Source organism: Micromonospora inyonensis (genome assembly GCF_900091415.1).
Taxonomy (GTDB): domain Bacteria; phylum Actinomycetota; class Actinomycetes; order Mycobacteriales; family Micromonosporaceae; genus Micromonospora; species Micromonospora inyonensis.
The window spans coordinates 3,107,571-3,127,851 of record NZ_FMHU01000001.1; the positions used below are offsets into that span (position 1 = coordinate 3,107,571).

General features: G+C 73.7%; 19 protein-coding genes and 1 pseudogene. 15 read left to right on the forward strand and 5 right to left on the reverse strand.

The window, feature by feature from the left end:
- Window positions 1-16: 16 nt before the first annotated feature.
- From GA0074694_RS14110 to GA0074694_RS14125, 4 genes are all read left to right on the forward strand, one after another.
- A complete protein-coding gene (locus tag GA0074694_RS14110) occupies window positions 17-790 on the forward strand; it encodes an enoyl-CoA hydratase/isomerase family protein (protein WP_091458116.1) in 774 nt (257 codons plus the stop codon).
- Window positions 791-868: 78 nt separating this feature from the next.
- Window positions 869-2,491, forward strand: coding sequence for an acetolactate synthase (locus tag GA0074694_RS14115; protein WP_091458117.1), 1,623 nt, complete (start codon window positions 869-871; stop codon window positions 2,489-2,491).
- A gap of 124 nt (window positions 2,492-2,615) precedes the next feature.
- Entirely contained in the window at window positions 2,616-3,590 is a 975-nt protein-coding gene (locus GA0074694_RS14120) for an ATP-binding cassette domain-containing protein (RefSeq protein ID WP_091458119.1), read from the forward strand.
- On the forward strand, window positions 3,587-4,387 hold the full coding sequence (locus GA0074694_RS14125) for an ABC transporter permease (RefSeq protein WP_091458121.1): 801 nt from the start codon (window positions 3,587-3,589) through the stop codon (window positions 4,385-4,387). Before GA0074694_RS14120 ends, GA0074694_RS14125 begins: the two co-directional genes overlap by 4 nt.
- Before the next feature lie 230 nt (window positions 4,388-4,617).
- Here GA0074694_RS14125 and GA0074694_RS14130 read toward each other — a convergent pair.
- From GA0074694_RS14130 to GA0074694_RS14140, 3 genes and pseudogenes are all read right to left on the reverse strand, one after another.
- Window positions 4,618-4,965 (reverse strand): annotated as a pseudogene (locus GA0074694_RS14130) (PLDc N-terminal domain-containing protein); the annotation flags it as partial.
- Window positions 4,966-4,993: 28 nt separating this feature from the next.
- Entirely contained in the window at window positions 4,994-5,293 is a 300-nt protein-coding gene (locus tag GA0074694_RS14135) for a DUF202 domain-containing protein (protein ID WP_091458125.1), read from the reverse strand.
- Window positions 5,290-5,643 carry a YidH family protein gene (locus tag GA0074694_RS14140; RefSeq protein WP_425413617.1) on the reverse strand — a complete coding sequence of 118 codons (354 nt, stop codon included), beginning with the start codon at window positions 5,641-5,643 and terminating at the stop codon, window positions 5,290-5,292. Before GA0074694_RS14140 ends, GA0074694_RS14135 begins: the two co-directional genes overlap by 4 nt.
- A 79-nt stretch (window positions 5,644-5,722) precedes the next feature.
- Here GA0074694_RS14140 and GA0074694_RS14145 point away from each other — a divergent pair, with 79 nt between their 5' ends.
- Together GA0074694_RS14145 and GA0074694_RS14150 are read left to right on the forward strand one after the other, a co-directional pair.
- Window positions 5,723-6,520: a GNAT family N-acetyltransferase gene (locus tag GA0074694_RS14145; RefSeq protein ID WP_091458129.1), complete on the forward strand. Its 798-nt coding sequence runs from the start codon at window positions 5,723-5,725 to the stop codon at window positions 6,518-6,520.
- Entirely contained in the window at window positions 6,517-6,930 is a 414-nt protein-coding gene (locus GA0074694_RS14150) for a hypothetical protein (protein ID WP_091458132.1), read from the forward strand. Before GA0074694_RS14145 ends, GA0074694_RS14150 begins: the two co-directional genes overlap by 4 nt.
- Before the next feature lie 37 nt (window positions 6,931-6,967).
- On the opposite strand, the gene GA0074694_RS31635 is transcribed toward GA0074694_RS14150, so the two are convergent.
- On the reverse strand, window positions 6,968-7,138 hold the full coding sequence (locus tag GA0074694_RS31635; RefSeq protein ID WP_176737902.1) for a hypothetical protein: 171 nt from the start codon (window positions 7,136-7,138) through the stop codon (window positions 6,968-6,970).
- Between the two features lie 239 nt (window positions 7,139-7,377).
- Between GA0074694_RS31635 and GA0074694_RS14155 the strand changes: the two genes are divergently transcribed.
- The 7 genes from GA0074694_RS14155 to GA0074694_RS14185 all read left to right on the forward strand — a co-directional run bounded on the left by GA0074694_RS14155 (window position 7,378) and on the right by GA0074694_RS14185 (window position 14,604).
- Window positions 7,378-8,157: an electron transfer flavoprotein subunit beta/FixA family protein gene (locus tag GA0074694_RS14155; protein ID WP_091458136.1), complete on the forward strand. Its 780-nt coding sequence runs from the start codon at window positions 7,378-7,380 to the stop codon at window positions 8,155-8,157.
- Between the two features lie 9 nt (window positions 8,158-8,166).
- A complete protein-coding gene (locus GA0074694_RS14160) occupies window positions 8,167-9,126 on the forward strand; it encodes an electron transfer flavoprotein subunit alpha/FixB family protein (protein ID WP_091458138.1) in 960 nt (319 codons plus the stop codon).
- A 347-nt stretch (window positions 9,127-9,473) separates the two neighbouring features.
- The gene (locus tag GA0074694_RS14165; RefSeq protein WP_091458140.1) at window positions 9,474-10,646 is read left to right on the forward strand and encodes a cysteine desulfurase family protein; all 1,173 of its coding nucleotides are present in this window, start codon (window positions 9,474-9,476) and stop codon (window positions 10,644-10,646) included.
- 61 nt (window positions 10,647-10,707) lie between these two features.
- A complete protein-coding gene (mnmA, locus tag GA0074694_RS14170) occupies window positions 10,708-11,781 on the forward strand; it encodes a tRNA 2-thiouridine(34) synthase MnmA (RefSeq protein WP_218105686.1) in 1,074 nt (357 codons plus the stop codon).
- A 153-nt stretch (window positions 11,782-11,934) separates the two neighbouring features.
- The gene (locus GA0074694_RS14175) at window positions 11,935-12,939 is read left to right on the forward strand and encodes a uroporphyrinogen decarboxylase/cobalamine-independent methonine synthase family protein (protein ID WP_091458144.1); all 1,005 of its coding nucleotides are present in this window, start codon (window positions 11,935-11,937) and stop codon (window positions 12,937-12,939) included.
- A 143-nt stretch (window positions 12,940-13,082) separates the two neighbouring features.
- Window positions 13,083-13,448 carry a VOC family protein gene (locus GA0074694_RS14180; RefSeq protein WP_091458146.1) on the forward strand — a complete coding sequence of 122 codons (366 nt, stop codon included), beginning with the start codon at window positions 13,083-13,085 and terminating at the stop codon, window positions 13,446-13,448.
- Between the two features lie 154 nt (window positions 13,449-13,602).
- Window positions 13,603-14,604, forward strand: a complete 1,002-nt coding sequence (locus tag GA0074694_RS14185) for an ADP-ribosylglycohydrolase family protein (RefSeq protein ID WP_091458149.1) — start codon at window positions 13,603-13,605, stop codon at window positions 14,602-14,604.
- 236 nt (window positions 14,605-14,840) lie between these two features.
- Here the strand turns inward: GA0074694_RS14185 and GA0074694_RS14190 are convergent, their stop codons facing one another.
- Window positions 14,841-15,329, reverse strand: a complete 489-nt coding sequence (locus tag GA0074694_RS14190) for a type II toxin-antitoxin system PemK/MazF family toxin (protein ID WP_091458150.1) — start codon at window positions 15,327-15,329, stop codon at window positions 14,841-14,843.
- Between the two features lie 138 nt (window positions 15,330-15,467).
- Here GA0074694_RS14190 and ligA point away from each other — a divergent pair, with 138 nt between their 5' ends.
- Entirely contained in the window at window positions 15,468-17,603 is a 2,136-nt protein-coding gene (gene ligA, locus GA0074694_RS14195) for an NAD-dependent DNA ligase LigA (RefSeq protein WP_091458152.1), read from the forward strand.
- Between the two features lie 187 nt (window positions 17,604-17,790).
- The gene (locus tag GA0074694_RS14200; RefSeq protein WP_091458153.1) at window positions 17,791-20,184 is read left to right on the forward strand and encodes a putative bifunctional diguanylate cyclase/phosphodiesterase; all 2,394 of its coding nucleotides are present in this window, start codon (window positions 17,791-17,793) and stop codon (window positions 20,182-20,184) included.
- Window positions 20,185-20,281 lie beyond the last annotated feature (97 nt).

Below are 20,281 nucleotides of genomic sequence, written 5' to 3' on the forward strand. Positions count from 1 at the left end.
GGAAGTGAGGGCAGCAATGGGCGAGTTCGTTCGGCTGGAGACCAGGGACGGCATCGGCACCATCCGGTTGGACCGGCCGCCGATGAACGCGCTCAACGTCCAGGTCCAGGAGGAGCTGCGCGAGGCCGCGACGGCCGCCGCCGACGACCCCGAGGTCCGCGCTGTCATCGTGTACGGCGGGGAGAAGGTCTTCGCCGCCGGGGCGGACATCAAGGAGATGGCCGACATGTCGTACGTGGACATGAGCGAGCGCTCCGCCCACCTCTCCAGCGCACTCACCGCCTTCACCCGCATCCCCAAGCCGGTGGTCGCCGCGATCACCGGTTACGCCCTCGGCGGTGGCTGCGAGCTGGCGCTGGCCTGCGACTGGCGGGTCGTCGCCGAGGACGCCAAGCTCGGCCAGCCGGAGATCAAGCTGGGCATCATCCCCGGCGCCGGTGGCACCCAGCGGCTGGCCCGGCTGGTCGGCCCGGCCCGCGCCAAGGATCTGATCATGTCCGGCCGGATGGTGGACGCCCAGGAGGCGCTGCGGATCGGGCTGGCCGACCGGGTCGTCCCGGCCGCCGACGTCCACCTCGCCGCCGTCGAGCTGGTCCAGCCGTACCTCACCGGTCCGGTGCAGGCGCTGCGGGCGGCGAAGCTCGCCGTCGACGCCGGCCTCGACATGGACCTCAACTCCGGTCTCGCCTGGGAGAGCCAGCTCTTCGCCGGGCTGTTCGCCACCGACGACCGCCGCGAGGGCATGACCGCGTTCGTGGAGAAACGCAAGCCGAGGTTCACCGGGCGCTGACACGCCGCGCCGAAGCTTCTTCACGTTCAGGTGACCGACCGGTAACCTCGGACCGGCCACGCGACGAGGGGAGCGGCGATGACGGAGCGGATCGAGGGTCACGGCGGGGAGTTGGCGCTTGCGGCGCTGCGCGCGTACGGCGTACGCGAGATGTTCACCCTCTCCGGCGGGCACGTGTTCCCGCTCTACGACGCCGCGCACAAGACCGACTTCCCGGTCTACGACGTGCGGCACGAGCAGACGGCGGTCTTCGCGGCCGAGGCGGTGACCAAGCTCCAGCGCCGCCCCGGCCTCGCGGTGCTCACCGCCGGCCCCGGCGTCACCAACGGCATCTCCGGCCTGACCAGCGCGTTCTTCAACGCCTCGCCGGTGCTGGTGCTCGGCGGCCGGGCCCCGGCCTTCCGCTGGGGCTCCGGCAGCCTCCAGGAGATGGACCACCTCCCGCTGGTCCGGCCGGTCACCAAGCACGCCGAGACGATCTTCAACACGGACGACATCCCCCGGATGGTCGCTGCCGCGCTGGACACCGCGCTCACCCCGCACCGGGGGCCGGTCTTCCTCGACCTCCCGCTGGAGGTGGTCTTCTCGGTCGGGGAGGCCGACCAGCCGACGGGAGCGGCGCCCGCCCCGCTGGAGGCCGATCCGGACGAGGTGGCCCGCGCCGCCGAGCTGATCGCGCAGGCCGAGCGGCCGGTGATCGTCGCCGGGTCGGACGTCTGGTCCGGCGGCGCGGTCGACGCGCTGGGGGCGGCGGCCGAGGCGCTCGGCGTGCCGGTCTTCACCAACGGCATGGGACGCGGCGCGCTCCCGCCGGAGCACCCCCTCGCGTTCGCCAAGGCCCGCAGGGCCGCGCTCACCGGGGCCGACGTGGTCGTCGTGGTCGGCACCCCGCTGGACTTCCGGCTCAGCTTCGGCGACTTCGGCGACGCGCAGGTGGTGCACGTCGTCGACGCGCCGAGCCAGCGCGCCGGGCATGTCGAGACGGCCGCTTCGCCCGCCGGTGACCTGCGGCTGGTCCTCACCGCGCTGGCCGACCACGTCGGCGACCGGGTCGACCACACCGACTGGATCGCGCAGCTGCGCGTCAAGGAGGACGCGGCGAAGGCGCGCGACGCCGAGGAGATGGCCGCCGAGACCGACCCGATCCGCCCGGCCCGGATCTACGGCGAACTGCGCCGGGTGCTCGCCCGGGACGCCATCACCATCGGCGACGGCGGCGACTTCGTCTCGTACGCCGGCCGTTACCTGGAGCCGGCGCAGCCCGGCACCTGGCTCGACCCCGGCCCGTACGGCTGCCTCGGCACCGGCATGGGCTACGCGATGGGGGCCCGGATCACCCACCCGGACCGGCAGGTCTGCGTGCTGATGGGCGACGGCGCGGCCGGCTTCTCGCTGATGGACGTCGAGTCCCTGGTCCGGCAGAAGCTCCCGGTGGTGATGGTGGTCGGCAACAACGGCATCTGGGGCCTGGAGAAGCACCCGATGCGCGCCATGTACGGCTACGACATCGCCGCCGACCTCCAGCCCGAACTGCGCTACGACCAGGTGGTCGCGGCGATGGGCGGAGCCGGCGAGACGGTCACCAAGGCCGCCGACCTGGGGGCCGCACTGGAGCGGGCCTTCGACGCCGGCGTGCCGTACCTGGTCAACGTGATCACCGATCCGACCGACTCGTACCCCCGCTCGTCCACCCTCGCCTGACCAGGAAAACCACGGGAGTTTCCCCGTCCGTCGTCGTAGGGTCGCCACCACGGGCTGTCCGGAACTGTCACACCTGTCGTCCAGGCTGTTCGGACCACGACGTACGACACGGGGAGTTTCTTCCATGACCCACGCGATCCGGGCGGAGGGGCTGGTGCGGCGCTTCGGCGCCACCACGGCCCTGGCCGGAGTCGACCTCGAGGTCCCGAGCGGGACGGTTTTCGGCCTGCTCGGGCCGAACGGGGCCGGTAAGACCACCACGGTCCGGGTGCTCGCCACCCTGCTCCGGGCCGACGAGGGGCACGCCACCGTCGGCGGGTACGACGTCGTCCGCGACGCCCACCGGGTCCGGCAGCTCATCGGCCTCACCGGGCAGTACGCCTCGGTCGACGAGACCCTGACCGGGGTGGAGAACCTGGTGTTGATCGGCCGGCTGCTCGGGCTGCGCCGTCCCGACGCGCGGGCCCGCGCCCGGGAACTGCTCGCCGACTTCCACCTGACCGACGCGGCCGACCGGCCCGCCAAGACCTACTCCGGCGGTATGCGTCGTCGCCTCGACCTGGCCGCCAGCCTGGTCGGCCGGCCGCAGGTGCTCTTCCTCGACGAGCCGACCACCGGGCTCGACCCGCGCAGCCGCAACGAGCTGTGGGACATCGTCCGCGGCCTGGTCGCCGACGGGGTGACCGTGCTGCTCACCACGCAGTACCTCGAAGAGGCCGACCAGTTGGCCAGCGAGATCGCCGTGGTCGACCACGGCCGGGTGATCGCCCAGGGCACGCCGGAGGAACTGAAGACCAGGACCGGCGGGCAGACCCTGGCCGTCCGTCCGGAGCGGACGGCCGACCTGCCGACCGTGCTCGCGGTGGCCGGCCAGGTCACGGGGCTCACCCCCGAGGTGGCCCAGAGCACGGTCACCGTTGCGGTGAACGACGACTCGGTCCTGCCGGCCGTGGTGCGCCGCCTCGACGAGGCCGGGATCGCCGTCGCCGAGCTGGCGCTGCGCGGTTCCACCCTCGACGAGGTCTTCCTCACCCTGACCGGTCAGCGGGCCGAACCGGGGGGGACCGGAGAAGCCGAGCTGAAGGGCGCGCTGGTATGACCGCCGTCACCGTACCCGCCCCGATCCGCCGGCTGAGCCCGCTCGCCGGACTGTCGCACACGTTCACCCTGGCCTGGCGGAGCCTGGTGCAGATCAAGCACAACCCGCTGGAGCTGGCCGACCTCAGCATCCAGCCGGTGATGTTCGTGCTGCTCTTCACCTACGTCTTCGGCGGGGCGATCTCCGGCTCCCCGGGGGAGTACCTCACCTTCGCGCTTCCCGGGATCATCGTGCAGAACGCCTTCTTCGCCACCATGACCACCGGTTTCGGGCTCAACCACGATCTCACCAAGGGCGTCTTCGACCGGCTCCGGTCGCTGCCGATCGCCCGCTGGGCACCGTTGGCCGGACGGATCCTCGCCGACACGGTCAAGCAGGCCTGGTCGGTCTCGCTGCTGATCGCAGTCGGCGCGATCCTCGGCTTCCGGCTCCAGAACGGCGTACTCGGCCTGATCGGGGCGCTCGCCCTGCTGCTGTCCTTCTCCCTGGCCGCCGCGTGGGTGTCGGTGCTGGTCGGAGTGCTGGTCAGCGAACCGGACAAGGTACAGGTCTTCGGCTTCATGGTGATCTTCCCGTTGACCTTCACCAGCAACGCGTTCGTGCCGACGGAGACCATGCCCGGTTGGTTGCAGACCTGGGTGGAGGTCAACCCGGTCACCGTGCTCGCCGACGCCCTGCGTGGGCTGCTGGTGTCCGGACCGGTACTCGCGCCGGTGGTGCAGTCGGTGGTCTGGGGGGTCGCCATCGCGGCGGTCTTCGCTCCGCTCGCCGTCCGGGCGCTACGCCGCCGCGTCTGAGGCCACCGCCCGCACCCGACCGGGGGGAGCGGTCAGATGGTCTGGTCCGGATCGGTGTGCCGGTCCGGGGTGTCCGCCCGGTCGGGCCCGCGCGGGTCGCCGGCAGGATCCGGCGTGCGGGGGTCGGGCTGGTTCGCGGCGGGTCCGGATGTGCGCGGATTGGGCTGGTCCGCGGCGGGTCCGGATGTGCGCGGATTGGGCTGGTCCGCGGCGGGCCCGGGGTCGCGCTCGCGGCGCAGGTCCCGCTCGCGTCGCTGGAGGTCGTCCTCCCAGCGGCGGAACAGCTCCTCGTCCTGTCGCCGCGTCGGGTCCGCGATCGACCTGAGGAAGTCGGGGTCGTCGTCCGGAGCCGCCGGGGCCCGCCGGGGCGCGGGACGTGGCCCGGCGCGGGTGGGCGCGGGCCGGCCGGCGAGGAACCAGGCGACCGGGCCGAGCAGGGGCACGAGCAGGAGCACCGGCACCCAGACGACGCGGGGCATCGCGCGGACCTGGTGCTTCTCGGCGGAGAGGCAGTCGATCAGGGCGAGCGCGGCGAGGACCACCTGAGCCGCGACGAGGAGGAGGAAGACCCGGACCATTCACCAATCATGACGCACTCTCCGCAGGTCACCACAGCGTCCGCAGCACGAGCAGGGCGCCGAGCAGCGCGTACCCGGTGGCGGCCAGCGCGGCCAGCGGGACGGGGGGCCCGCCGGTGGGTGCCGGGCCGGTCCCGGAGCCCCGCCGCCAGCACAGCACCAGCGCGGCGCCCCAGGTGAGCAGTGCGAGCGCGGCGGCCAGCGTGCCGGCCACGCCGCCGTCCACGGCCAGCCGGACGGCGAGCACGGTGACCACGGTGACCGCCAGCGCGGTCCGCCGCCAGGCGAGACGGGTCCGCTCGGGTTGCAGCCCCGGGTCGACCGTCATCCGTTGCCGACCGCCCGAGCCAGGACGGCCACCACCAGCAGGGCCGCGCCGAGCCCGACCACCAGGGCGAGCACGGCCGGGAACCGGGAGGCGGGCAGGTCCTCGCCGAGTCGGATCGCCCGTTCGGTACGCGCCCAGTGGTCGACCGCCCGGACGGCCACCGCGCCGCCGAGCAGCAGCAGCGCGATCGCGATCACCTCGCGCAGGTGGGCGAGGGGCAGCGGGGGCAGGAACTGGGCGGCGGCGAGACCACCGGCGATCAGCGCCAGCCCGGTCCGCAGCCAGGCCAGGAAGGTGCGTTCGTTGGCCAGGGAGAAGCGGTAGTCCGGGCGGGTGCCGACCGTCCGCATCTCCTGCGGGTCGAACCACCGCCTGATCGCCTGCCACACATCGCCATTATCGGTTCGACCCCGCACGTAGCCTGGACCGATGAGCGATCTTGACGCGACGATCCTGCGGACGGCGTACGACCGGCAGTTGCGGCCGGACGTCCCGGACCCGGTGCCGGACGGGGTGACCGTGGAGCGGGACGGTCCGCTCGTGCGGATCCTCGGCCTGGATCACCGGGGCTTCCTGACGTACCGGGACCTGGGCGGGCTGACCGGGGCGGACCTGGACGCGCTGATCGTCCGGCAGCGGGAGCTGTTCCGCCAGCGGGGTGAGGCGGTCGAGTGGAAGCTGTACGGCCACGACGAGCCGGCGGACCTGGCCGACCGGCTGCGCGCGGCCGGGTTCGTCCCGGAGGAGCCGGAGACCGTGGTGGTCGGCCCGGTCGCGCCGCTCGCGGCGGCGGTCCCGGTGCTTCCCGGGGACGTCCGCCTGCGCGAGGTCACCGACCGGGCCGACCTGGAGCGGATCGCCGCGATGGAGGAACAGGTCTGGGGTGACGACCGTGGCCACCTGGTCGACGGGCTGGCCCGGGAGATCGCCACCGACCCGCAGTCGATCACCGTGGTGGTGGCCGAGGCGGAGGGGACGGTGGTCAGTGCCGGCTGGGTCCGCTACGTCGCGGGCACCGGGTTCGCCACCCTCTGGGGCGGCTCGACCCTGCCGGCGTGGCGTCGGCGCGGCGTCTACCGGGCGCTGGTGACCCATCGGGCCCGGCTGGCGGCCCAGCGCGACCGCACGCTGCTCCAGGTGGACGCCTCGCCGGAGAGCCGGCCGATCCTGGAGCGGCTCGGCTTCGTCCCGGTCACCACGACGACCCCGTACGTCTACACTCCGTGATCATGGACCAGTCGCTGACGGCCGAGGAGAAACTGACGCTGAAGACCGGCGCGTTCGGCGCCGTCCTCCTGGTGTCGAACGCCGACCCGGGGTTGCTCGCCCTGGTCCGGGAGAGCTTCGCCGCGTCCGGGGTGATCGCCGGTGCCAGCGGGACGGTGCGGGACGCCCTCACCTCCGGCCCGCTGCCGAGGCTGCCCGAGGGGTCACCCGGGCAGGTGGAGCAGGCCGCGCTGGCAGCCCTGGGGCGGGCGATGACGATCCTGCGGGAGAAGGTGCCGGGCGAGGTGGCCGCGTACCGCTCGGTGGTGCTGACCGCCGCGGACCGGGCCGCCCGGGCACACCGGGGGGTCGACCCGGCCGAGCAGGTGGCGATCGGTCGGATCAGGGCGGTGCTGGACGAGGCGGGCTGAACGGTTGACGGGACCGGTCGGGACCGGTCGGGACCGGTCAGGCGCGGGTGGGAGCGATCCGGATCGGCGCCCAGAGCGCCCGGACGGCGAGCCGTACGCAGCGTTCCCGCAGGCGACCGCAGGCGCACCGGTAGGACGTCGGCGGAACCCGGCGGCACGGCAGGTCGGGTGGCGTGCCCGGATCGACCAGGCTGACCTGCGGAGACACCGTATCCTCCTGCCCTGACATGTCGTGATACCTCCCGATTCACGACTCTAGCGGGTTGGTCGGCTTTCGGTGAGCTGTGTCACGCTGAGTCCGCCATAGCGTGATGCTACTGACAGGTAACATTGCCGGCGTGGGTAACTGCACAGCAGCCCGCGGTTGACCGGCGCCAACGAAAAGCGCGAGGCTGCGCCCGGGACAGGGCGAGCAAAGCCATCACACAGGAGGGTCGTCGAAGCGCGATGAACATCGTCGTACTCGTCAAGCAGGTGCCCGATTCGGGCGCGGACCGCAACCTGCGTAGTGACGACAACACCGTCGACCGTGGTTCGGCGAACAATGTGATCAATGAGATGGACGAGTACGCCATCGAGGAGGCGCTGAAGATCAAGGAGGCGCACGGTGGTGAGGTGACCATCCTGACCATGGGTCCGGACCGGGCTTCCGAGTCGATCCGTAAGGCGCTCTCGATGGGCCCGGACAGGGCCGTTCACGTGGTGGACGACGCGTTGCACGGTTCCTGCGCGGTGGCCACCTCTAAGGTCCTCGCCGCCGCCCTCGGCACGCTCGACGCCGATGTGGTGCTGTGCGGGGCGGAGTCGACCGACGGGCGGGTCCAGGTGCTGCCGCACATGCTCGCCGAGCGGCTCGGTGTCGCCGCGCTGACCGGCGCGCGGAAGCTGACCGTCGACGGCCAGACGCTGACCGTCGAGCGGCAGACGGAGGAGGGCTACGAGGTGGTCACCGCCTCGACCCCGGCGGTGGTCTCCGTGTGGGACACCATCAACGAGCCGCGTTACCCGTCGTTCAAGGGCATCATGGCGGCGAAGAAGAAGCCCGTGCGGACGCTCTCCCTGGCCGACCTGGGTGTCACGCCCGGCGAGGTCGGTTTCGACGGCGCGACCAGCGCCGTGCTGGAGCACCGCAAGCGTCCGCCGCGTTCCGGCGGTGAGAAGGTCATCGACGAGGGCTCCGGCGGCGTGCGGCTGGTCGAGTTCCTCGCCACCGAGAAGTTCGTGTGAGGGGTCAGGATGTCTGAGGTTCTCGTCGTCGTCGAAGCCACCCGTGAGTTCGGCGTCAAGAAGGTAACCCTCGAGATGCTCACCCTCGCCCGCGAGTTGGGTACCCCCGCCGCGGTGGTGCTCGGTGGTCCCGGCGCGGCCGGGGCGCTCGCCGCCAAGCTGGGTGAGTACGGCGCGGAGAAGATCTACGCCGCCGAGAGCGAGGAGATCGACGGCTACCTGGTGGCTCCGAAGGCCACCGTCCTGGCCGACCTGGTGCGGCGGGTCCAGCCCGCGGCGGTGCTGCTCGCCTCGGCTCAGGAGGGCAAGGAGATCGCTGCCCGCCTCGCGGTCAAGCTGGACAACGGCATCCTGACCGACGTGGTGGGCCTCGCCGCCGACGGCACTGCCACCCAGGTCGCCTTCGCCGGTTCCACCATCGTCACGTCGAAGGTCACCCGGGGCCTGCCGCTGGTCACGCTCCGGCCGAACTCGGTCAACCCCGTCCCGGCCCCGGCGACCCCGACGGTCGAGCAGCTCACCGTCACGGTGGCCGACACGGACCGGCTGGCGAGGGTGGTCGACCGGGTCGCCGAGCAGAAGGGCTCCCGTCCCGAGCTGACCGAGGCGTCGGTCGTCGTCTCCGGTGGCCGCGGGGTCGGCAACGCCGACAACTTCATGCTGGTCGAGGAGCTGGCCGACCTGCTGGGCGGGGCGGTGGGCGCGTCCCGGGCAGCGGTCGACTCCGGCTACTACCCGCACCAGTTCCAGGTCGGGCAGACCGGCAAGACCGTCTCCCCGCAGCTCTACGTCGCGCTCGGCATCTCCGGCGCGATCCAGCACCGGGCCGGCATGCAGACCTCGAAGACCATCGTCGCGGTGAACAAGGACGCCGAGGCGCCGATCTTCGAGCTGGCCGACTTCGGCGTGGTGGGCGACCTGTTCACGATCGTCCCGCAGGCCGCCGAGGAGATCCGCAAACGCAGGTGACCCGACCGTCGCGCACCCCGGCCGCGGAACCTGTCAGGTTCCGCGGCCGGTGTCGTACGGGAGCTGATCGGCGGGCCGGGGAGCTGAGCCGGCCCGCCGATCAGCTCGTCAAGGCGCCCCTCGACAGGCTGTCGCCGGAGTGGGCGGTGTTGTCGTCGTACCGCTCGGCGGAGACGTCGACCACGGAAGCGGCCGAGGTCGGGGCCCGGGGCAACGGTAGCAGTGCGTCCGTGCCCTCGCCGAGCACGCCGACCGGGAGGGCCCCAGGATTCCTGGATCACCGGCCGGAGCCGGTGACATCCCTCCGCGCCGGGGTGGGGGCGGGGCGGCGGATAGGCTGAACCGCGATGACATACCTGGATCACGCGGCGACGACCCCCATGCTCGACGAGGCACTGGAGGCGTACGTCGCGACCGCTCGCGACGTCGGCAACGCGTCGTCACTGCACGCGGCCGGGCGACGTGCCCGCCGCCGGGTGGAGGAGTCCCGGGAGCGGGTGGCCGCCGCCCTGGGCGCCCGTCCGTCCGAAGTGATCTTCACCGGTGGGGGCACCGAGAGCGACAACCTCGCGGTCAAGGGGATCTTCTGGTCCCGGCGCGGCGCCGGGCGGGACCGGGTCGTCTCCAGCGCGGTCGAGCACCACGCCGTGCTCGACGCGGTGGACTGGCTCTGCGCACACGAGGGCGCCGGGGTCGGCTGGCTGGCGGTGGACGAGGCCGGTCGCCTCAGCCCGGACGGCCTCCGCGCCGAACTGGCCGCGTACGGCGACCGGGTGGCCCTGGTGACGGCGATGTGGGCCAACAACGAGGTGGGCACCGTCCAGCCGATCGCCGAACTGGCCGCGGTCGCCGCCGAGCACGGGGTGCCGTTCCACACCGACGCCGTCCAGGCCGTCGGGCAGGTCCCGGTCGACTTCGCCGCCAGCGGCGTCGCCGCGCTGACCGTCACCGGGCACAAGCTCGGCGGCCCGACCGGGGTGGGCGCGCTGCTGCTCGGCCGGGACGTCGTGGCCACCCCGCTGCTGCACGGCGGCGGCCAGGAGCGCGACGTGCGCTCCGGCACCCTGGACACCGCCGGGATCGCCGCCTTCGCCGTCGCGGTCGAGAGCGCGGTGAAGAACCAGCAGGCGTACGCCGTGCGGGTCGCCACGCTCCGCGACGACCTGGTCGAGCGGGTCCGCCACGCGGTGCCCGAGGTGGTCTACAACGGCGACCCGACCGACCGTCTCCCGGGCAACGCGCACTTCTCCTTCCCCGGCTGCGAGGGGGACGCGCTGCTGCTGCTCCTGGACGCCCAGGGCATCGCCTGCTCGACCGGGTCGGCGTGCTCGGCGGGGGTGGCCCAGCCCTCGCACGTGCTGCTGGCCATGGGCGCCGACAACGACCGGGCCCGCTCCTCGTTGCGTTTCTCGCTCGGCCACACCTCCACCGGTGCCGACGTGGACGCCCTGATCGCCGCGCTCCCCGCCGCCGTGGAACGGGCCCGCCGGGCTGGGGCGATCCGCTCCGCCCGCTCCTGAATCGCGGTGCGGGTCGACCCCGGGCGGGGGCTACCCTCGACGGGATGAAGGGAGTGTGCCGGTGAGGGTCTTGGCAGCGATGTCCGGCGGGGTCGACTCGGCGGTCGCCGCCGCGCGGGCGGTGGAGGCGGGACACGACGTCACCGGCGTGCACCTGGCGCTGGCCCGCAACCCGCAGACCTATCGGACCGGGGCGCGTGGCTGCTGCACCCTGGAGGACTCCCGTGACGCCCGGCGTGCCGCCGACGTGCTCGGCATCCCGTTCTACGTCTGGGACATGGCCGACCGGTTCCACGCCGACGTCGTCGACGACTTCGTCGCCGAGTACGCGGCGGGGCGTACCCCGAATCCGTGCCTGCGCTGCAACGAGAAAATCAAGTTCGCCGCGGTGCTGGACCGGGCCGTCGCCCTCGGCTTCGAGGCCGTGGTCACCGGCCACCACGCCCGGCTCGGCCCGGACGGCCTGCTGCGCCGCAGCGTCGACGTCGCCAAGGACCAGTCGTACGTGCTGGCCGTGCTCACCCGCGAGCAGCTCGACCGGTCGATGTTCCCGCTCGGCGACTCGACCAAGGCGCAGGTGCGGGCGGAGGCCGCCCGACGCGGGCTGGCCGTGGCCGACAAGCCGGACTCGCACGACATCTGCTTCATCGCCGACGGTGACACCCGGGGGTTCCTGGCCGAGCGGCTGGGCGAGACCCCCGGCGACGTGGTCGACGCGCTCACCGGCGCGGTCGTCGGCAGCCACACCGGCGCCTACGCGTACACGGTGGGGCAGCGGCGGGGGCTGCACCTGGACCGCCCCGCCCCGGACGGCCGCCCCCGGTACGTGCTCTCCATCACCCCGAAGACCAACACCGTCACCGTCGGGCCGGGCGAGGCACTGGAGGTCACCGACGTCCGCGCCGATCGTCCGGTCTGGACCGGTGGACCCCGCCCCGGGCACCCGGTCGAGTGCGAGGTGCAGCTGCGCGCCCACGGTGACGTGGTGCCGGCCACCGTCACGGTCGACGCCCACGGCCTGCGTGCCGCGCTGCGCCGCCCGGTACGCGGGGTAGCCGCCGGTCAGGCGATCGTGGCGTACCGGCCCGACCCGGCCGGCGACGTGGTGCTCGGCTCCGCGACCATCACCAGCTGAGCCCGGTAGCGCTGTTGCCGCCTCTGGGTGAGGTGGTAGCAGGGGTCCCCTGTTACCGCTTTTTGTCGAGCAAGGGCCCCCTGCAACCACTGCCGCGCCGCTTCCCACCCGTCAGCGGGGCAGCCGGCGTGCCGGCCGGTTAACCTGTCGACCGTGACTGATCAGGTGTGGCCCTGGCCCCGTGGCGCGGCGACCGGTGTCGGTTCCCTACCGGGAACGGACGTGGCCGAGGCACAGCGCATCGTGCTCGGCGAGCTGCCGGCCCTGCCCCACCTGCCCGAGCTGCCCGCCCGTGGCCCCGGCGCCGACCTGATCGGCCGTAGCGCCGGACTCCTGGTCGAACTGCCGGTCGAGCTGTACGCGGCCCGCTGGCGGATCGCCCCACGCCCCGGTCGGGACGTGCGTCGCGCCCGCGACCTGATGGAACGCGATCTCGACCAGCTTGCCGAGCAGGCCGAGGAGTACACCGGCCCGGTCAAGGTGCAGGTGGCCGGCCCGCTCACCCTGGCCGCCGGGCTGGAACTGCCGATCGGCGGTCGCATGCTGCGTGACCCGGGCGCGGTCCGGGATCTCACCGGCTCGCTCGCCGAAGGGCTGCGCGGGCACGTCGAGGCGGTCGCCCGCCGGGTGCCCCGGGCGACGGTGCTGCTCCAGGTCGACGAGCCGTCGCTGCCAGCCGTACTGGCCGGTCGGGTCCCCACCGAGAGCGGGCTCGGCGCGTACCGCGCCATGGAGACCGAGGTCGCGCGGACCGCGCTGCGTACCGTGGTCGAAGCGGCCGGGGTGCCCACCATCGTGCACTGCTGCGCACCGGACGTGCCGCTGGAACTGCTCCGCGACGCCGGCGCGGTGGCCGTGGCGTTGGATCTCGCCCAGGTCACCGACCTCGACCCGCTGGGCGAGGCGATCGACGCCGGGTTGGGGCTGCTGGCCGGGGCCGCCCCGGCGCTGCCGCCGCCGGCCGGTCGCGCGCCGACCTCCGCCCAGGTTGCCGACCAGGTACGCCAGCTCTGGGACCGGCTCGGCTTCCCCCGTGCCCGGCTGCCCGAGCAGGTGGTGGTCACCCCGGCCTGCGGCCTGGCCGGGGCAACTCCCCGGTACGTGCGGGAGGTGCTCACCGCCTGCCGCGACGCCGGCCGGCGACTCGCCGAGGAGTGAGCGCCGGTCGCCGGAGTCGCGGACGGGCAGGTGACCGGTGCCGGCTCGTGGACGGAGCAGGTGCCGGTCTCCGGGGCGCGGTTCCGGGCGGCGGATCGCCGGATGACAGGTTTCCCGTCGTACCCGGTGGGCAGCATGACGCCATGATTGGACAGCTACGTTCCGTGGTGATCGACTGCCCCGACCCGCGTGCCCTGGCGGCCTTCTACGGCGAACTACTGGGCCTGTCGATCGCCGAGGAGGAGACCGACGACGACTGGGTGGTGCTCGGCGGCCCACCCGGGCAGCATCCTCGGATCGCCTTCCAGATGGCCCCCGACCTGCGTCCGCCGGCCTGGCCCGACCCGGAGCGCCCCCAGCAGTTCCATCTGGACGTGCAGGTGGACGACGTGGACGCGGCCGAGCAGCGGGTGCTCGCACTCGGGGCGCGACGGCTGCCCGGGGAGGGCGACGGTTTCCGGGTCTACGCCGATCCGGCCGGCCACCCGTTCTGTCTCGTCTTCGAGTGATGCGTGGTAGCAGGGGTCCCCTGTTACCGCTTTTTGAGTAGCAGGGGACCCCTGCAAACACCAAGGCGCGACCACCCAGACGGCGGGCGGGTGTCGGGCGGGTGTCGGGTCGGGCGGCTGGGCGTGGTTGCGGGAGGCGGGCAGGATGGGAGCCATGATCCAGTCTTCGGTACGGCGTTCCTCCGGTTCGTTCTTCGGCCTCGCGTACGGGGACGCCCTGGGCGCACCGACCGAGTTCCTGACCGTCGACGAGATCGTCCGCCGGTACGGCCCAGGCGGTCCCCGGGAACTCGTCGGTGACCCCGCCCTGGTCACCGACGACACCCAGATGGCCCTGGCGGTCGCCTGGGCGCTGCGGGAGGCCCCGGCGCTGACGCCGGAGGCGGTCGAGCCGCTGCTGCGGCAGCGCTTCGTCGCCTGGTCGGTGAGCCCGGAGAACAACCGCGCTCCCGGCATGACCTGCCTGCGCGCCTGTGGGGAGCTGGCGCGGGGGGTGCGCTGGCAGGAGGCGACCCAGGCCGGCTCGAAGGGGTGCGGGGCGAACATGCGGGTCACCCCGGTCGGTCTGCTCGACGTCGACCTGGACACCCTCGCCGGACTGGCCCAGCTCCAGGCCGGCCTGACCCACGGCCACCCGACCGGCCTGGCCTCCAGCGAGCTGACCGCGTACGCCGTCCGGGTGCTGCGCGACGGGGTGACCCTGCCCGAACTACCCGGCATGCTCGTCGGGCACGCCCGGCGGCAACGCCGGGTCTACCGGCACGGGTGGCTGGGCGACCTCTGGCAGCAGCCCGGCGTCGGCGACCCGGTCGACTTCATCGCCCGGGGCTGGGACGAGTGCCTGGCCGTGCTCGCGCGGCTGACCGCGGCGCTCGCCCGGCCCGACGACGGCGGCGACCCGTGCCGGGCGACCGGGGAGGGTTGGGTGGCCGAGGAGGCGCTGGCCACCGCCCTGCTCTGCGCCGTCCGGCACGCCGACGACCCGGTCGGCGCGTTGGCCCGGGGCGCGACCACCGCCGGTGACTCGGACTCGATCGCCGCGCTGGCCGGCGCGTTCGTCGGTGCCGCCCACGGCATGGCCGCCTGGCCCGCCGACTGGGCCGCCCGCATCGAGTACGCCGACCAGCTCCGCACCCTCTCCGCCCCGCTCGACTGACCCTGCCACCTCATCCCACGGTCCGCCCAGCCCTCATCCCACGGTCCGCCCAGCGCGTTGAACGAGAGGTCCGCCTCAGCGCCGGCGCGCAGGACGCCCACACGGGAGGGCGGGGTGGGATCACGCGCTGCGGGGGAAGTCCCTACGCTTGATCTTGGCGCGGCGGCCGTCCGGGTGGTGGAACCGGGGAGAGTGTCCCGGGTGGCCCAGGGAAGCGGGGGACTGGCCGGGACGCCTCAGAGGTGGGGTTGGAGGCGGCGCCAGAGCGCGGGGTCGCAGGTGCCGGCGCGGTCGCGGAAGGCGCCGGCGTCGACCCGGAGCGTCGTACCGAGGTCGAGGAAGCTGTCGTGGTCGGCGTCGGCGTCCCAGCTGCGGGTGGGGATGCGTACGTGGTCGTCGCGGTCGCTCTTGTCCTGGCTGGTGATCTTGAGCACGTCCGCGCCCCGGCGGTCGGCGCGCAGCACCAGGCAGGGCCGTACCTTCGAGCCGGTGCCGTCGGCGTACGGCACGTCCGCCCACCAGATCTCGCCGGGTCGGGGCGTACGCGTGGTGGTCCGCCGGTCGCGCGGACGCGGCGGCGCGGTCGACCGGCCGGTACGGCGCGGCGGCCGGGTCCGGCCCGCCGGGCGCGACGGTGGGGCGGGCCGGTGCCGCCAACTGCTCCACGCCCAGCCGGCGGCGACCGCCAGCAGGACCGCCACCGTCCAGGGCAGCCACTCCGGCATGCGTACCCCGCTTCTCTGTCGGCCCGGACCCGTGCCGGGCGAACAGCCGATTGTCCCACCCGCCCGATACGGTGCCTCAGGTAGCGTGATCAGCGAGGTCGCGGGGTGTCCGGGGCCTCAGGGCGTGGAGGGTCGCACGTGTCCGAGGAAGCCATCCCCCAGCAGGTCAGCCCGGCACAGGCAGCGGCAGCCGGGGCGGAGCCGCCGGCCGGGGTCAAGGACCGGCACGCCACCCTGAGTCAGGAGCTGACCGACCACCAGTACCGCTACTACGTGCTGGACGCCCCGGTCATCAGCGACGCCGAGTTCGACACCCTGCTGCGCGAGCTGGAGGCGCTGGAGGCGGAGTACCCGGCGCTGCGCACCCCGGACTCGCCCACCCAGCGGGTCGGCGGCACGTTCTCCACCGACTTCGCCCCGGTGACCCACGCCGAGCGGATGCTCTCGCTGGACAACGCCTTCGCCGACGAGGAACTCGCCGCCTGGGCCGAACGGGTGGTCCGCGACGCGGGCGGCGAGGTGCCGTACCTCTGCGAGCTGAAGGTCGACGGGCTGGCGATCAACCTCACCTACGAGCGCGGCCGGCTGGTCCGGGCCGCCACCCGGGGCGACGGCCGCACCGGTGAGGACGTCACCGCCAACGTCCGCAGCATCCGGGGCGTGCCGGCCGAGTTGACCAGCTCCGCGGAGTTCGGCCCGGCGCCGGAGCTGCTGGAGGTGCGGGGCGAGGTCTACTTCCCGGTCGCCGCCTTCGCCGACCTGAACGCCGGCCTGGTCGAGCAGGGCAAGCCGCCCTTCGCCAACCCGCGCAACGCCGCCGCCGGCAGCCTGCGGCAGAAGGATCCGCGGATCACCGCGTCCCGGCCGTTGCGGCTGGTGGTGCACGGCATCGGCGCCCGGCGCGGCTTCCGGCCCACCGCCCAGTCCGAGGCGTACGCGGCGCTGAAGGCGTGGGGGCTGCCGACCAGCGACCGCTGGCGGGTGGTGCCCGACCTGGCCGGTGTCGCCGGGTACGTCGCCCACTACGCCGCCCACCGGCACGACGTCGAGCACGAGATCGACGGTGTGGTCGTGAAGGTCGACCCGGTGTCGATCCAGGGCCGCCTGGGATCGACCAGCCGGGCGCCCCGCTGGGCGATCGCCTTCAAGTACCCGCCGGAGGAGGTCAACACCAAGCTCCTCGACATCCAGGTCAACGTCGGGCGGACCGGCCGGGTCACCCCGTTCGCGGTGCTCGAACCGGTCCGGGTGGCCGGCTCGACGGTGGCGCTGGCCACCCTGCACAACGCCCGCGAGGTGGAGCGCAAGGGGGTGCTGATCGGTGACACGGTGGTGCTGCGCAAGGCCGGGGACGTGATCCCCGAGGTGCTCGGCCCGGTGGTCGACCTCCGGCCGCCGGACGCCCACGCCTTCGTGATGCCCACCCACTGCCCGGCCTGCGGCTCCCCGCTCGCTCCCGCCAAGGAGAGCGACGTCGACATCCGCTGCCCCAACTCCCGCACCTGCCCCGCGCAGCTGCGGGAACGGCTGACCCACCTCGCCGGCCGGGGCGCGCTCGACATCGAGGTGCTCGGCGAGAAGGCGGCGGCGGCGCTGCTCGACTCGGGCGCGCTGACCGACGAGGGCGACCTGTTCTCCCTCGACCCGGACCGGCTGACCGGGGTGCCGTTCTTCGTCAACAAGGACGGCAGCCTGGGCAGCAACGCGACCCGCTTCCTGACCAGCCTGGACGAGGCGCGACAGCGTCCGCTCTGGCGGATGCTGGTGGCGCTGTCGATCCGGCACGTCGGCCCGACCGCGGCCCAGGCCCTGGCCCGCCACTTCGGCTCGGTGGAGAAGATCCAAGCGGCCACCGAGGAGGAACTGTCCTCGGTGGAGGGGGTGGGGCCGACCATCGCGGCGAGCCTGACCGAGTGGTTCACCGTCGACTGGCACCGCGCCGTGGTCGACAAGTGGGCCGCCGCCGGGGTCCGCATGGCGGAGGAGGCCGTCGACGAGGGGCCGCGCCCGCTGGAGGGGCTCACCGTCGTGGTCACCGGCACCCTCGCCGGGTTCTCCCGGGACCAGGCCGCCGAGGCGATCCAGTCCCGGGGTGGCAAGGTCAGCGGATCGGTCTCCAAGAAGACCGGCTTCGTGGTGGTGGGGGAGAACCCCGGCTCCAAGGCGGAGAAGGCCACCGCACTCAAGCTGCCGATCCTCGACGAGGAGGGCTTCCGCGTGCTGCTCGAGTCCGGCCCGGACGCCGCGCGGGAGGTCGCGCGCCGCGAGGAGTGAGCCGTCCGGAGGGCGGATCGGGCGATGTGGCTTACGGGCAACTGGCCGCGTATACCAACTTAGTTACGACTACGACCGATTCGCGGCTGTCCTACCGTCAAATTTCCCGCCGGGGGCGTTTGATGGGGAGCACGGTGTGGCACAAGGTCACGCCGTGCGATCCGGACCGCACACCTCGGGAGGTGCGATGGAAGCCGCCGACCTGCGGAACGCCGTACCGCCTGCCCGGGTGGGGCCGTTCTTCGGGTTCGTCGGCGCGACCGCCGTGCTGGCCCTCGGGCTCACCGCAGGGCCGCTGGTCGCGCTTCCCGCCGACCTCGCCACGCTGCCCGGCGCCTTCTGGATCATGGCAGCGCTCGCCGTCCTCTGCGACGCCCGGCCCTTCGTACCGCCCGGCCAGCGGCACACCTCGGCGGTCTTCCCGTCGATCTGCTTCACCTTCGCGATCCTGGTCGCCTGGGGACCGGGCGCGGCGGTGGCGGTGCAGACCGCCGCCGTGGTCGTCTCCGGCTGGCGGTTGCGGCACGTCGCCTGGCGGACCGTGTTCAACGCCGCCCAGTACGCCTGCGCGCTGGCCGCCGCGGACGAGGTGATCCGGCTCGGCCCCGGCGCGGCCTTCGCCGACGACCGCCTGCACTGGACCGGGGCGGTGGCGCTGGCCGGAGCGGCGGTGGCCTGGTTCGTGGTGAGCTACGGCCTGGTCAGCACGGCGGTACGGCTGCGCTTCGGCGACCCGTGGTGGCCGACCGTCCGCCGTGGGCTCGGCTTCGAGCTGCTCGCCACCGGTTCGTTGCTGCTGCTCGCCCCGGTGCTGGTGGCCGCGGCCCGGGCCAGCGCGGCACTGATCCCGCTGGTGCTGGTGCCGCTCTTCGCCGTCTACCGGATGGCCCGCCTCTCCGCCGACCAGGAACATCTCGCCGCGCTCGACCCGCTGACCGGGCTGCCCAACCGCAAGGCGCTGCTCACCGAGGTCGCCGAGCAGATCCGCCGGCACGCCGAACGGGGTGCCCAGGGGATGCCCGACGCGCACCTCGCGCTGCTCCTGATCGACCTGGACCGCTTCCGGGGCGTCAACGACGCGCTCGGCCACGCGGTCGGCGACCGGCTGCTGGTGGCGGTGAGCGACCGGCTCACCTCGGCCCTCGGCTCCCGGGACATGGTGGCCCGGCTCGGCGGCGACGAGTTCGCCGTCGTCACGGGCGGGCTGACCGGGGTGGACGACGCCCGCCGGGTCGCCGACCGGGTGGTCCGCGCCCTCGCCGAGCCGGTTCCGCTGGACGGGCTGCCGCTGGACGTCGGAGGTTCGATCGGCATCGCGCTCTTCCCCGAACACGGCGAGGACTTCGCCACCCTGATGCGCCACGCCGACGTGGCGATGTACGACGCCAAGCACCGCAACGACACCGTCGCCGTGTACGCCGCCGAATCGGACCACAACTCCGCCGAGCGGCTCGGACTCCTGGCCGACCTGCGCCGGGTGCTGGAGTCCGGGCCGACCGATCCGGCGGCGTCCACCGCGCCGGAGGCCGCTGCCCGGGGCGGCGACGGGGCCGCCCTGCCCACCGGGGACGACGGCACGCACGTCCGCCAGGGCTCCCGGCGGTGGGGTGGCCGGCGGCGCGACCGGACCACCGCGCACCCCGACGAACTGATCAACCAGATCATCACCGGCGCCGACCCGGTCCGGCGCCGTGCCGGGTGGACCGCGGCCGCGACGAGCGCGCCGTCGGCGGGCCTGCCCGGGGTCACTGCCGAACTGGTCGGGGCGGGCGCGGCCGGCGCCGAGCCCCGGGTCGAGGTGGACGAACCGGCCGGGATCACGATGTACTACCAGCCCCAGGTCCGTATCGCCACCGGCGAGGTGGTCGGCGTGGAGGCGCTGCTGCGCTGGCGCCACCCCGTGCGGGGCATGGTCGACCCGGGGGAGCTGATCCGGGTCGCCGAGCAGAGCGCGGTGATGCGGCTGCTGACCCGCCGGGTCGTCGACGACGTGGTGGGACAGTTGGCCCGCTGGTCGGCGGCGGGCAGCACCCTGCGGGCCGCGCTCAACGTCAGTGTCCGGGACCTGCACACCGGAGAGATCGCCGACCAGATCGGTGACCTGCTCGCCCGCCACGCGATCCGCCCGGACCGGCTGCAACTGGAGATCACCGAGGGCGCGTTGATGGCCGACCCCCGGCGGGTGCTCGACACGGTCTCCCGGCTGCACCGGATCGGGGTGGCCATCGCACTGGACGACTTCGGCACCGGCTACTCCTCCCTCCAGCACCTGCGGCGGCTGCCGCTGTCCGAGGTGAAGGTGGACCGCTCGTTCGTCCTCGGCATGGCCGACGACCCCGACGACGCCGCGATCGTCCGCTCGATGATCGAACTGGCCGGGGCGCTCAACCTGCGGGTGGTCGCGGAGGGCGTGGAGGACGAGCGGACCTGGCGGTTGCTCCACGCGGCCGGCTGCGACCTGGCGCAGGGCTGGTTCTTCGCCCGCCCGATGCCGGCCGACGAGTTGACCGCGTGGCTGGCCCGGTACCGACCGGTCCGACCGGCCGGGGTCGCCGGCGCTCGCTCCCGCCCGACCGACTGACCGGCCCCACCGCCGTCGGTGCCGCCGACCGGCGCGCGGGGGAGTCGGGGGCGCGGCTGACGTGCCAGCCAATAGACTCGCTCCGGTCACCGCGCGG

Excerpts from the sequence above, each read along its gene's own strand:
- GA0074694_RS14125 (WP_091458121.1), top strand. The coding sequence starts at position 3,587 with ATGACCGCCGTCACCGTACCCGCCCCGATCCGCCGGCTGAGCCCGCTC.
- GA0074694_RS14155 (WP_091458136.1), top strand. The coding sequence starts at position 7,378 with ATGAACATCGTCGTACTCGTCAAGCAGGTGCCCGATTCGGGCGCGGAC.
- GA0074694_RS14160 (WP_091458138.1), top strand. The coding sequence starts at position 8,167 with ATGTCTGAGGTTCTCGTCGTCGTCGAAGCCACCCGTGAGTTCGGCGTC.
- GA0074694_RS14185 (WP_091458149.1), top strand. The coding sequence starts at position 13,603 with ATGATCCAGTCTTCGGTACGGCGTTCCTCCGGTTCGTTCTTCGGCCTC.
- GA0074694_RS14145 (WP_091458129.1), top strand. The coding sequence starts at position 5,723 with ATGAGCGATCTTGACGCGACGATCCTGCGGACGGCGTACGACCGGCAG.
- GA0074694_RS14115 (WP_091458117.1), top strand. The coding sequence starts at position 869 with ATGACGGAGCGGATCGAGGGTCACGGCGGGGAGTTGGCGCTTGCGGCG.
- GA0074694_RS14110 (WP_091458116.1), top strand. The coding sequence starts at position 17 with ATGGGCGAGTTCGTTCGGCTGGAGACCAGGGACGGCATCGGCACCATC.
- GA0074694_RS14200 (WP_091458153.1), top strand. The coding sequence starts at position 17,791 with ATGGAAGCCGCCGACCTGCGGAACGCCGTACCGCCTGCCCGGGTGGGG.
- GA0074694_RS14165 (WP_091458140.1), top strand. The coding sequence starts at position 9,474 with ATGACATACCTGGATCACGCGGCGACGACCCCCATGCTCGACGAGGCA.
- GA0074694_RS14190 (WP_091458150.1), bottom strand. The coding sequence starts at position 15,329 with ATGCCGGAGTGGCTGCCCTGGACGGTGGCGGTCCTGCTGGCGGTCGCC.
- GA0074694_RS14120 (WP_091458119.1), top strand. The coding sequence starts at position 2,616 with ATGACCCACGCGATCCGGGCGGAGGGGCTGGTGCGGCGCTTCGGCGCC.
- GA0074694_RS14135 (WP_091458125.1), bottom strand. The coding sequence starts at position 5,293 with ATGACGGTCGACCCGGGGCTGCAACCCGAGCGGACCCGTCTCGCCTGG.
- GA0074694_RS14180 (WP_091458146.1), top strand. The coding sequence starts at position 13,083 with ATGATTGGACAGCTACGTTCCGTGGTGATCGACTGCCCCGACCCGCGT.
- GA0074694_RS14140 (WP_425413617.1), bottom strand. The coding sequence starts at position 5,643 with ATGCGGACGGTCGGCACCCGCCCGGACTACCGCTTCTCCCTGGCCAAC.